General features: G+C 71.3%; 10 protein-coding genes. 4 read left to right on the forward strand and 6 right to left on the reverse strand.

Going from position 1 to position 11,902, the window contains the following annotated elements:
• Window positions 1-18: 18 nt before the first annotated feature.
• Together AB0B58_RS38040 and AB0B58_RS38045 are read right to left on the reverse strand one after the other, a co-directional pair.
• Window positions 19-528 (reverse strand): class I SAM-dependent methyltransferase, encoded by a 510-nt coding sequence (locus AB0B58_RS38040; RefSeq protein ID WP_360234775.1) that lies wholly within the window; start codon window positions 526-528, stop codon window positions 19-21.
• Between the two features lie 144 nt (window positions 529-672).
• Entirely contained in the window at window positions 673-2,013 is a 1,341-nt protein-coding gene (locus AB0B58_RS38045) for a hypothetical protein (RefSeq protein WP_360234778.1), read from the reverse strand.
• Window positions 2,014-2,243: 230 nt separating this feature from the next.
• On the opposite strand from AB0B58_RS38045, the gene AB0B58_RS38050 reads away from it, so the two are divergent.
• From AB0B58_RS38050 to AB0B58_RS38060, 3 genes are all read left to right on the forward strand, one after another.
• Entirely contained in the window at window positions 2,244-2,900 is a 657-nt protein-coding gene (locus AB0B58_RS38050) for a DUF305 domain-containing protein (RefSeq protein WP_360234634.1), read from the forward strand.
• Between the two features lie 81 nt (window positions 2,901-2,981).
• Window positions 2,982-3,281 carry a hypothetical protein gene (locus AB0B58_RS38055; protein WP_360234637.1) on the forward strand — a complete coding sequence of 100 codons (300 nt, stop codon included), beginning with the start codon at window positions 2,982-2,984 and terminating at the stop codon, window positions 3,279-3,281.
• A gap of 100 nt (window positions 3,282-3,381) precedes the next feature.
• The gene (locus tag AB0B58_RS38060; RefSeq protein WP_360234640.1) at window positions 3,382-4,155 is read left to right on the forward strand and encodes a hypothetical protein; all 774 of its coding nucleotides are present in this window, start codon (window positions 3,382-3,384) and stop codon (window positions 4,153-4,155) included.
• 17 nt (window positions 4,156-4,172) lie between these two features.
• Here the strand turns inward: AB0B58_RS38060 and AB0B58_RS38065 are convergent, their stop codons facing one another.
• The 4 genes from AB0B58_RS38065 to AB0B58_RS38080 all read right to left on the reverse strand — a co-directional run bounded on the left by AB0B58_RS38065 (window position 4,173) and on the right by AB0B58_RS38080 (window position 11,088).
• Window positions 4,173-5,330: a Gfo/Idh/MocA family oxidoreductase gene (locus tag AB0B58_RS38065; protein WP_360234643.1), complete on the reverse strand. Its 1,158-nt coding sequence runs from the start codon at window positions 5,328-5,330 to the stop codon at window positions 4,173-4,175.
• A gap of 67 nt (window positions 5,331-5,397) precedes the next feature.
• Window positions 5,398-7,404 carry a glycosyl hydrolase family 28-related protein gene (locus AB0B58_RS38070; protein WP_360234646.1) on the reverse strand — a complete coding sequence of 669 codons (2,007 nt, stop codon included), beginning with the start codon at window positions 7,402-7,404 and terminating at the stop codon, window positions 5,398-5,400.
• A gap of 292 nt (window positions 7,405-7,696) precedes the next feature.
• A complete protein-coding gene (locus tag AB0B58_RS38075; RefSeq protein WP_360234649.1) occupies window positions 7,697-9,103 on the reverse strand; it encodes a GGDEF domain-containing protein in 1,407 nt (468 codons plus the stop codon).
• A gap of 59 nt (window positions 9,104-9,162) precedes the next feature.
• Window positions 9,163-11,088, reverse strand: coding sequence for a hypothetical protein (locus tag AB0B58_RS38080; RefSeq protein WP_360234652.1), 1,926 nt, complete (start codon window positions 11,086-11,088; stop codon window positions 9,163-9,165).
• Window positions 11,089-11,236: 148 nt separating this feature from the next.
• Between AB0B58_RS38080 and AB0B58_RS38085 the strand changes: the two genes are divergently transcribed.
• Entirely contained in the window at window positions 11,237-11,857 is a 621-nt protein-coding gene (locus AB0B58_RS38085; protein WP_360234655.1) for an L-threonylcarbamoyladenylate synthase, read from the forward strand.
• The last annotated feature ends 45 nt before the right edge of the window (window positions 11,858-11,902 follow it).

Here is an 11,902-nt window from a genome sequence, read left to right on the forward strand (position 1 = left end):
GTTGCCCGCGCGGGCCGCTCAGGCGGGCCGGAGCAGGGCGACCATGAAGTCCGACGCGCTGGAGAACGGTCGCAGATCCCAGGTGGACAGCAGGACGTCCGGCGCGAGGCCGGCGGCCGCCACGTCGACCAGGAACTCGTCGAACGGGTACCCGCGGCCGGCGCCGAAGCCGATCACCGCGCGGCCGCCGTCGGCGAGGTGGGCGTGCATGCGCCGGAGGATCTCGCCGCGGGTGCCCGGGGCGACGAAGGTCATCACGTTGCCCGCGCAGACGATCACGTCGAAGCGGTCCGGCAGGTCCAGCTCGGCCAGGTCGCCGGTCCGCCAGGCGGGGCCCGGGTGGTCCTCCTCGGCGGCCGCGATCAGCTCGGGGTCGAGGTCGACGCCGGTGACGTCGTGGCCGCGGGCCGCGAGCGCGCCACCCACCCGGCCGGCGCCGCACCCCGCGTCGAGGATCCGGGATCCGCGGGGGACCATCGCGTCGATCAGGCGGGCCTCGCCGGCCAGATCCACGCCGTCCTTCGCCATGGTCCGGAACCGCTCGATGTACCAGCGCGAATGGCCCGGGTTCTCGGAGATCTTCTGCAGCCAGAGGTTGTCCACGTCCGATCACACTGCCAGACGCGGAGGGCCCGGTCTCGCGAAGAGGCCGGGCCCACACTCACGCGGGTGTCACCAGTGGCGGTAGTTGTCCTGGGTCTGCGCGTTGAACAGATCCGTGTGCGCCCAGCGGGCCGAGTTGGTACGCCGGTCCTTGAGCTGCAGCACATCCAGGCCCTTGACGATGTCGTTGGAGTAGATGTAGCCGTTGTACCAGTACGCCGACCACGAGCCGCCCAGCACGAGGCTGGTGGCCGAGATGGGTCCACGCTCCCAGTACGCGATCTCCTTGGGCTTGCGCGAGTTGGTGAAGTCCCAGACCGAGACGCCGCCCTGGTACCACGCCTGCACCATGATGTCGCGGCCCGGCACCGGGATCAGCGAGCCGTTGTGCGCCACGCAGTTCTCGTTCTCGGTGTTGGTCCGCGGGATCTTGAAGTAGCTGCGGAACTCCAGCTTGCGCTTGGCGCCCCTGCCGACGATGTCGTAGATGGCGTCGGCGCCGCGGTTCGGGCCGATCGTCGGGTTGCAGGTGGCCGCGCCGCCGCCGCCGAGCTCGTCCGTGAAGACGATCTTGGTGGCGTTGTTGTTGAACGTCGCCGAGTGCCAGAAGGCGAAGTTCACGGTGTCGCGCACGGAGGTGATCACCTTCGGCGCGGTACGCACGGAGATGTCGAAGAGCACGCCGTCACCCATGCAGGCACCGGCGGCGAGGTCCTTCTCCGGGTACGCGGTGATGTCGTGGCAGCCGGTCGTCGGGGACTGGTCCTGCGTGCCACCGCCGTAGCCACCGTCCGGGAACAGCACCGGCGTCGCCACCACGGCCGCGGCCGTGGGGTTGGACAGCGGCACCCGAACGATGGAGATCTTGTCGTGCGGCAGCGCGCAGTTCGGCTGGTCCGCCGCCGCCAGGTTGTACGACGACACGTACAGGTAGACGGACCTGTCGCCGCGCTTGCCCGGCACCAGCGTCTGGGTGTGCGAGCCGCAGGCGGTCTTGACCGACTTGAGGTACGCCGGCGTCAGCGGGTCGCTGATGTCGAAGATCTTGATGCCCTCCCAGCGGTCGCCGGGCGCGGCGGACGTGGAGGCGGCGTTGTCGCAGGAGTCGTTCGTCCGCTGCGAGTCGGTGCCCAGGAACAGCAGGTTGCCCTTGACCGAGACGTCGTTCTGCGAGCCGGGGCAGACCACCTGGGCGGCGACGACCGGCGCCTTCGGGTTGCTGATGTCGTAGACCGTGAAGCCGTTGTAGTTGCCGCCGTATGCGTACTTGCCCTTGAAGGCCCAGTCCGTGTTGAAGGAGCTGGCGAACGGGCCCGTCTTCGGCAGATGAGCGACCTGTTTGATGTTCGGCGTGCTCGCGACCTCGTCGACGCCGGGCGGGGTGCCAGGGCCGGCAGGTGCCTGCGCCATACCGCTCGAGGGTGCCGTCAACAGCCCGAGCAGGACCGTTGCCACGCTGAGACAGGCCAGGCGCTTGAGCTGCCGCCCTCGTGAGGCAGAGTGCTTCATGAAGCTCCTTCCGACTGGTGGCGCACCGAGGGGCAGGATGGTGTCACTGCCGGTGCGCATTCATCATGGTCGTTACAGTAGTTGCCCGGGGCTGGGCGCGGGGGTATTTGTTACCGGCACGAAGGGATTCGATGAGTCGGCAAAGGACATACACGCTCATCGCGGCCGCGGTGGTCCTGGCGGCCGGCGCGGCGGTGCTCGCCGTCCGCTCGGGCGACGACCGGCCGGCCGCCGCGCCGCGGCCGAGCGCGAGCGCGCCGCCGGCCCGGGTGATCTTGCCCGGCAAGCCCGGCGAGTCCGCCCGGGTGACCGACTCGGATCAGGTGGGCTCGCTCGGCGGCTCGACCTACAACGCCATCGATGTCACGTTCGTGCAGATGATGATCGTGCATCACGAGCAGGCGCTCGAGATGGCCGCGCTGGCGCCGGAGCGCGCCGGCGACGCCGGGCTGCGCGCCCTGGCCGCGCGGATCAGCGCCGCGCAGGGCCCGGAGATCACCTGGTTGAAGCGCTGGCTCCGGGACCGCAAGCTGGCCGAGGCCGACGCGTCGCACGACCACAGCACGATGCCCGGCATGCAGACGCCCGCCGATCTCGCGGCGCTGGCCGGCGCCCGCGGCGCCGAGTTCGACCGCAGGTTCGTCGCGATGATGACCGCGCACCACAGGGGCGCGATCCAGATGGCCGGAGACGTCCTGGGCGGCGGCTCCGACCAGGTGCTCTACGAGACGGCCAACGAGATGGCGGTGGAGCAGGGCAGCGAGATCCGGCGGATGGAACAGCTCTAGCGCCGCGGCGGAACGTTGGCTGGATCACCTATCGAGCCGTGGAGATGCATGACTCCCTCTTCGCCCGCTAGGTTGTCTACCGTGGATATGAGGTGTGCGCGGCTGCCGTTCGTCGCCTCCCTCCTGCTCGCGGCGCTGCTCGGCGTGCCGGCCGCGGCCGGCCCGGCCGCCGACCCGCGACCGGTGCCCGTCGCCTCCGCCACATCCGCCACGGTCACCAAGGCCGCCGAGACGGCTGCGGTGGCCGAGCCCGCCGCTCCCCCGCCGCCGGCCGCGCCGGCCGATGGCACCCCGGCCGGCGCCTCGCCGCGCGCCCGGATCCTCGCCGACCAGGTCGGCACGGCGGCCACCGGGCCGCGCGCACCGCCCCGATCCGCCTGACCGCCCCGCCACGCCTGGCCAGCCGGCCCGATCGACGGCGGGTGGTCTCGTCACGCCCCACATCGTTTGAGTGGCACGACCGGTGGACAAGGAAGAATTCATGGACTTCGCTTTTGCGCTCCTCGCCGGGGACGGCGGGCGGGCGGCGGCCGCCATCTGGGCGACCCTGATCCTGCTCGCCCTGCTCGCCCTCGCCGTCCTGGCCCTGCCGAGCGGCGTCTTCCGCCCGCGCCAGATCTCGGCCTGGCTCGCCGACTCGGCCGAGCGGAGACGCGCCGAGACCGAGCGCCGGGCCGCGGCGGCCACGGAGTCGATCCGCTACGCCGAGGAGATCGCGGTAGCGGCACAGGGCGCGGCGAACACGGCCGAGCGCCGGCGCGAGGAGTGCCAGGAGGCGCAGGTCCGCACGCAGCAGGCGTGGCAGGCCTACCAGGACGCGGACGCCGCGCTGACCCGGGCTCGCGGCGCGGCCGCCTACGCGACACCGGCCGGCGCGGCGGACCGGGACGAGCACGCCGAGCGGGCCCGGGCGCTGCGCCGGTCCGCGCAGGCCGCGCACCGGCGGGGCGACCTGTCGGACACGCAGTTGCTCGACGCGCTGACCCACCGCAACGGCTGGGACCCGACGCTGCACCCGTTCCTGCAGGAGCTCGCGATCGCCCGCGCCGCCGTCACCCACCGGTTCGCGGCATACCAGGCCTGCCTGAACGCGGAGGATGCCGCCTGGCAGGCCGCCGGCGTCGCCACCGCCGCGGTCCGCAGCCTGCGGCACGAGGTCATCGCCGCCGAGGCGCAGGCGGAGGCGGCCCGCTTCGCCCTGCCGCCGAAGGCCCGTCCCGCCCGCTCCGGTCGCCGCGCCCCGGCGACCGCCTGATCGATCCCGGCGGAGGGTCAGTCCAGGCGTACCCAGGAGCCACTCTCGGCCGAGCGGGCCATCGCGTCCAGCGCCACCGCGCTGCGCACCGCGTCGTCGATGGTGGCGCCGTAGGGCCGGCCCTCGGCGATCGAGCGCAGGAAGTGGTAGGCCTCGATCACCTTCAGGTCGTCGTAGCCCATGGCGATGCCCGCGCCCGGCTGAAACGCGGCGTACTCGCCGTCGCCGGGTCCCACGTAGATGGTCATGCTCGGCTGGTCCTGGTATACGTCGCCCTTGCTGACCACCAGCTCGCCCATCCGCCGGAAGTCCCAGGACACCGCTCCCCGGGTGCCGCGCACCTCGAAGCCGTAGTTGTTCTGGTCCCCTACCGCGATCCGGCTGGCCTCGAGCACGACCCGCGCCCCAGACCCGAGCCGCAGCAGGCTCGAGACGTAGTCCTCGTTCTCCACCGTGCCGAGCTCACCGCCGGTCGCGCGGGTGTGCCCGGCGGTCGCGCCGACCGGCCGGGCCCGCCGCGGCACGAAGACGGCGGTGTCCGCGACCACCGCCTCGATGTCGCCGAGCAGGTGGCGTACCAGGTCGACACCGTGCGCGGCCAGGTCCGCGAGCACGCCGCTGCCGCCGCGGGCCCGCTCGAACCGCCAGGTCAGCGCCCCCTCCGGATGGGCGGCGTAGTCGCTGAAGAGCCGGAACCGGGCGTGCGTGACGGCGCCGATCTCCCCGCCCGCGATCAGGTCACGGGCGGCGGTCACCGCCGGGGCGTTGCGGTAGTTGAAGCCGACGGCGCCCTGCACCCCGCCGGCGCGGACCGCGTCGGCGACCGCGCGGGCGTCGGCGGCGTCGAGGCCGACCGGCTTCTCGATCCAGATGTGCTTGCCGGCCCGGGCCAGTGCGGCCCCGATCTCGCGGTGCAGGAAGTTCGGCGCCGCGATGCTCACCGCACGGATCCGCGGATCCGTGGCGAGGTCGCGCCAGTCGAGGGTGGCGGCGCCGAAGCCGTACCGGTCGGCGGCCTCAGCGGCGCGGCCCGGCACCTCGTCGGCAACGGTGACCAGTTCGGGTTGCACGCCGAGCTGCGGGAAGTGGTGCAGCACCCGCAGGTAGGACTGGGTGTGCACACGTCCCATCCAGCCGAAACCGGCGACGGCGACCCCGAGCGCTTCTCGCTTCACCCGGTCAGTCTGCCGCAGGCGACGGGCGGGCGGCCCCCATGACCGCCCGCCCGGTGTCACCCGTCCGTCACCAGGTGGTCGGCGCCGGGGGCGCGACGACCGGCGGGCGGTCGTCGCAGGTGATCGTGTTCGGTAGTTCCCAGGCCGCCAGCCACGGGCCGGTCGTGCCGCCGCCGTCGTTGCCGCCGAGGTCCGTCAGCGCGAACTCCGAGCCGGTCGGCTTGAAGTTGAACGATCCGCAGTTGTTCACGCCCACCGCGCCGACGTTGCGGGCGTCCACGTTCTCGAACGAGGCCGAGCCGGCCACCCGGGCGGACACCACCGAGGTTCCCGTGCCGTCGACGCGTACGTCCCTGAACTTCACGCCGTCGATCGAGTAGAGGTCTTTGACGCCCCAGTCGCTGACCAGCATGATCGCGTTGTAGGTGTTGTCCAGGTAGTGGTCGCCGGTCACCTCGATGTTCGCGGAGATGCTCCGGTCCAGCGCGTAGAACCAGATCGCGCCGAGGCCGATCCTCCAGTTGAGTTCGAGCGTGCCCGCGCGTACGACGGTGTTGTTCCTGATGATCAGGTCGCCGGCGAACGGCTCGGCGCCGAAGCGGGAGCCCGCGTGGATGCCGCTGCCCTCGCGGATCGGGTCCGCCACCAGGTTGCCCGACACCGTGTTGTCCGTGCCGCCGTAGATCGCGATGCCGTTGGCCAGGGTCGGCGTCTGCACCGTGTTGTGGTCGAACGTGTTGCCCGCGTTCGCCGTCTTCTCCGACCACATGGCCAGGCCGTCGTCGCCGGTGTTGCGGATGAAGTTGTTGCGCACCACGGACCTGGTGACGCCGATGTGGAGGTTCAGGGCGTCGGCGATCTGGTCGACGATCACGTTGTTCGTGACGGTCAGGTTGCGCATCGGGCCGTCGAACCACATCCCGACCTTGGTGTGGCGGAGGTACAGGCCGTCGATGGTGGAGTCGCTGAGCGCCCCGCCGACGCCGTTCACCTGGTCGGTGTCTATGCGCTCGCGGACGTCGCCCTCGATCGCGAAGCCCCTCAGGTGCACGTTGCGGCTGCCGCCGTCGGCCGCGGCCCTGCCGTAGAAGCCGACGCCGGTGTGCACCGAGCCGTCCGGGGACGGCTCGGCGAGCGCGACCTCCCGGCCCTTGATGATCGTGTACCAGCTCCCGGCGCCCTCGATCGTCACGTCGTCGACGATGATGTGCCTGTTCACCTGGTACGTGCCCGGCGGGATGTACACCTTCAGCCGCGCCTTGCGCGCGAACGCGATCGCCCTGTCGAACGCGGCCGCGGAGTCGCGGCGCCCGGTCGGGTCGGCCCCGAAGAGCAGCACGTTCGACGCGCGAACCGCGACGTGCGGCAGGCCGACCAGTTGGGTGTCGAGCAGGTCGATGACCGTCCAGGCGGCACCGGACGAGGCGGTCAGCCGGATCTTCTCGCCGGCCCGGTAGGTCCTGCCGAGCAGCAGGCGCTGCTCGTCGTAGAAGTGCATCGGCCGGAACGGCTTGGCGATCTCCGGCACCGGTGTCGTCGCCGCCGGCACGCAGGCGCACTCCGTGATCCACCAGTCGGGGTGCAGCAGCCCCGCGTTCGGGTCGTTGGTGAACGGGTACTGGTTGTAGAGGTACGCGTACTGCGAGGTCAGCGTCATCGTCCTCGTCGACCTGCCGCCGACGGCGACGTCGAGGGGCGCGGTGATCCCGCCGCCGGCGGGTGCGTCCGGGATGCTGTAGCGCACGTTGATGGCGTTGGCGGGGCTCGGCAGCGTGAACTCGACGTACTGGCCGGGGGCCAGCCGGACCGCCGTGCGCCCGGAGGCCTCCCCGGCGAGGGAGTAGGCGGCCCGGTCCGGGCCGATGGCGGTGCCGTTGTGCCGGACGTTCTCCGCCTCCTGCTCGGCGAAGTCCACGGTGGCGCCGCGGCCGGCGACGAGGGCCGGGTCGAGCCCGGCGCGGGTCACCACGGGTGCCGCCGGTGCGGCGCCGGCGGGTACGCCCGCACCGACCGCCAGGCCCAGCCCGACAACGCAGGCGGTGGCCAGGGCCGGCCACCTCGCAGTCACAGACATCGAGCAGCTCTTTTCTATCGGGAGGGCGGAGTGAGGTGACCCTAGGTCGCCTGTGACGAACTCCACAAGAGTCTGTCGACTATTTTCGCATTTCTGTTCTGTTCTTTCAGAATCCGTCAGGTGAGCACCACGAACTTGCCGGTGGCCACGCCCGCCTCCATGTCCGCGTGCGCCTGGACGATCTGGTCGAAGGCGTCCGGTCGAGCGGCACGACCGCTTCGCCCGCCGCGACGGCATCGAGGAAGTGTGGTTCAGCTTCTATGGGATCAAGTTGGCCCGGCGGCGACGGGACCTAGCTGGACAGGACCCAGCGGCCGCGGCCCAGGCGCTTCGCCTCGTACATCGCCGCGTCCGCCGAGCGCAGCAGGCCCTCCGTGGCGTCGTCGGTGCTGCCCGCGATGCCGATGCTCGCGCCGACGCAGAGGTGGTGGCCCTCGTATGCCACCGGCCGGGCGACGTCGCCGATGATCCGCTCGGCGAGCCGGACCGCCTCGTCGGTGGGCACCCCCGGGCAGAGCAGTACGAACTCGTCGCCGCCGAGCCGGGCCACCAGGTCGCCCTCGCGGACGGCCGCGGACAGCCGGTCGGAGACGATACGCAGCACGGCGTCGCCGGCAGCATGGCCGTGCTCGTCGTTGACCTGCTTGAACCCGTCGAGGTCCACGTAGAGGACGGCGACCGGAGCGTCCGGCGCCGGCTCGATCCGGGCCAGCCGGGCACCGAGCGCGGTCCGGTTGGCCAGCCCGGTCAGCGGATCACACGACGCCTGGTAGGCGAGCTGCGCCTGGGCGCGCTCCTGCGCGCGGGCCATGCTGACGAAGCGCGCCACGACCAGCAACGCACAGGTCGCCGACGTGATCGCGCCGACCAGGTCCTGCGGTATGAAGACGGACAGCACCGGCGCCGTCAGCAGGGCCAGCGCCAGGAAGAAGATCCGGGCCGGATGCTGGATGCTGACGTCCGGGCCCGGGGTGGCCAGCTCGGCCCGGCCCGGATGCAGGCCGGCCGCGGTGATCAGGGCATTGCCGGCCAGCACCACCGCGCCGAGCGGGTCGTACAGCTCGGCGCTCACCAGGTAGGGCAGCACGTTCCAGGCGAGGTCTATGAAGAGGTAACAGAGCACGCCGGCCAGCAGCAGCCGGGTCGGCGCGGTCCGGGTGCCGGGCGAGAGCGCGATCACCAGCGCGGCGGTCAGCAGCACCACGTCGGCGAGCGGGTAGAGCAGCGGCACGGTCGACTCGGCAAGGGTGTAGCCGTCGGTCAGCGGCCTCATGATGAACTGCCAGCTCACCGCCGCGGCGGCGACGGTCAGGATGAGCGCGTCGACGACCGAGGCGCGCAGCCCACCGGCCGCCCTGCGGCGCGCCATCATGGCCAGGGCCACGGCGAGCAACGGATACCCGCCCAGCCAGAACGCGTCGGCCGGCCCGACCGCCGACGCCGCGCCGGTCAGGTGCAGCTCGAGCAGCTCGTAGGCGTCACCGGCGAACCACAGCGTCTGGCAGGCGGCGATCAACAACCACGGCAACCGGTCCCGGCCCCGGCGCAGGCGCAGGGCCGACCACCAGGCCAACGCGCACAGCACGGAGTAGGTGGCCACGTGCATGACCTCGCCGGCGGGCAGGGCGTAGACGAACGCCTCCGCGGCGGCGGCCACGAAGGCCGCCGCCACGAAGATCCAGATACCAACCCTGCCCATGTCGTGACCCGATCGGTCACGAGCAGGAGCAGGTGAGCAAATGTGCCGCGTGACTCCGGTTAGGGCTGGCTGCGGGGGCTGTCCGGCGCCAGCGTGTCGATGAACTCGTGCGGCTCGTGCACCGCCGCGCCGGTCCGGCGTGCGGCGTCGGCCTCGGCCGCCATGGCCTTCGCCGGGCCGGCGGCATCCACGCCGGCCCGCTTCGCCGCCGCGACGACCTGCAGGTACGCGCCCTCGGCGAACGCGTACGCGGCGCGGTAGTCGTGCCGGGCGAAGGCCTTCACCGCCAGCCCGAGCAGGACGTCGGCCGCCCGCAGCCCGCCGCGGGCCTTGGACGCCCCGGACGAGCCGAGCAGGTCGGCGGCCAGGCGGTTCGCGGCCTCGTAGTACGCCGCGGTCAGGAACCGGTCGCTGTTGTCCCGGTCGAACTGGCTGAAGTCCCAGTTGACGTCGATGTAGCTCATCATCGAGTTGCTCTCGTCGCCGGCGTTGGCGAAGAGGAACTCCCCCTCGGGCCCGTAGTCGACGCCGGTCTCGCTGTCGTAGCCGTCGTGCGGGTGACTCATGCCCAGGTGGTGACCGACCTCGTGTATCTGGGTGGTGCTCAGGCCGTACCCGGACTCAACGACCTCGGGCGAGATGAAGCAGAAGACGCCGGTCTGGGTGCCGTCGACGTAGTTGTCGTCGGCGAAGCCCAGCGCCGGCACGCCGACCCCGGCATCCACGGCGTAGTTGAACACCGGCAGCTCATAGTCGACCCGGCCCTGGTCGTCCCTGGTCCGGTCCAGGTTCGCCCAGTTGTAGAGGTAGAGGTTGGCGAACGCGGGATAGCCCGAGTCCGGGTAGCAGCTCTCGTCGGTGAGCACACCCGTGTAGCACTCCTGCGCCTTCGCGTCGTACGGCAGATCCTGGCTGTCGAAGTCCAGCCGGTTCCGCCAGCGCAGCTCGGCTAGCTCGTCCACGACCAGCTCGGGCTTGACGTACTGCCGCGACGCGTCGACGCCGGGCCAGCCCTCGTACGTGTTGCTGTCGATGTTGATCGACTTGGGCGGCTCGGCGGCCGGCAGCTCGACCGGGTAGAGCGGCGACGTGGTCATCAGCAGGTTCAGCGCCACGTAGCGGGTGATCAGCGAGAGGTCGCCGGCCAGCGCCGCCGGCGAGCGGAAGCCGCCCGCCGTGTACTCCCAGGTCGGCGGCATGCGGTAGTCGACGACGCCGTCGCCGTCCAGGTCCGGGTTGTCGACGTCGAAGTTGCTGGTCCACGACTCGGGCCCGGCCGAGAGGTCGTGGAACCAGACCCGCCGGGTGCTGCCCAGGCCGGTCTCCTCGTCGTCGGCGGTGGTGCCGCCCCAGGCGATGATCTTGCGGCTCGCCCGCTCCTTGCCGAAGTCGTACCCCGTGTCGGGGTCGGGCTCGCCGATCTTGGTGTAGACGTGGAACTTGAAGTCCGAGCGGCCGTACCAGTTGATGAAGAAGACGGTGTTGCGCCGGGTGTCGACGCCGGCGGGCGGGTGGGTGGCCAGCCACTTCTCCACGCTCGGCGCGTCGATGAAGTTGTTGGACGTGATGTCCTTGACGTTCTTCGCCTGCTCGTTGTACGCGGTCTGGAAGGCCGTCAGCGGCGCGGGTGTGGCGAGTCCGCTCAGCCGCTGGAAGAACTTGTCCTCATAGGACCGGTTCGCGTAGGTGACGCGGTAGTCGTAGGTGTATCTGATGCCCAGCTTCTCGGTCAGGCCGTAGGCCAGCCGGGAGCGGACCACCGGTTCGTACGCCCGGGGCAGGCCCGACAGGAATGCGGCCTTGCCGACCTGGCTCGGCCGGTAGCCGAGGAACACCACGTTGACCGGCACCTTCTCGGCCAGCCGGGGCTGGCCACCGGGGTGCAGGAAGGCATAGGAGGACTTCGGTGCGGCGCCCGCTGATCCCGCGGACGCACCCACCATCGCCGTAATCAGCGCAACGACGAGCGCGGCTCTGCGTCTCATGTGGTCACGCTGCCACCCGGCCGACCCCCAGTAAAGATCTACGCCGGCAAATGCGCCGGTCCGATGTCCGACCGGACGGGGATGCGCGTCTTTTCTCTTCCGCCGCGACTTCCGGCAAATTCGGCGGTCCGCGATCTAGGCTCGGGAGGTGGCGAAGTATTTCGACGTGCATCCCGACAACCCGCAGCAGCGGGCCGTCTCCCAGGTGGTCGGCATCCTGCGGGACGACGGACTGATCGCATACCCGACCGACTCCTGTTACGGCCTCGGCTGCCGGATCGGCAACGCCAAGGGCCTCGACCGGATCCGGGAGATCCGCCAGCTCGGCGACGGCCACCACTTCACCCTGGTCTGCCGCGACTTCGCGCAACTCGGTCAGCTCGTGCAGATCAACAACGCGGTCTTCCGGTCCGTCAAGGCCGCGACCCCCGGCAGCTACACGTTCATCCTGCCGGCGACCCGCGAGGTGCCGCGCCGGCTGCTGCACCCCAAGAAGAAGACCGTCGGGGTACGCATCCCGGAGCACGCGGTCACCCAGGCCATCCTGGCCGAGCTGGGCGAGCCGTTGCTCTCCAGCACCCTGCTGCTGCCCGACGAGGAGGAGCCGATGACGCAGGGCTGGGAGATCAAGGACCGGCTCGACCACGCCGTGGACGCGGTGATCGACTCCGGCGAGTGCGGCACGGTACCGACAACCGTCATCGACCTCTCCGGCGGCGAGCCGGAGATCCTCCGGGTCGGCGCGGGCGACCCGTCCCGGTTCGAGTAGCGCGCGGCTGACGGAAATACCGCAGACCGGGCACCGGGAGCTGCG

Origin of the sequence: Actinoplanes sp. NPDC049118, assembly GCF_040648555.1 — a bacterium.
Classification (GTDB): Bacteria; Actinomycetota; Actinomycetes; order Mycobacteriales; family Micromonosporaceae; genus Actinoplanes.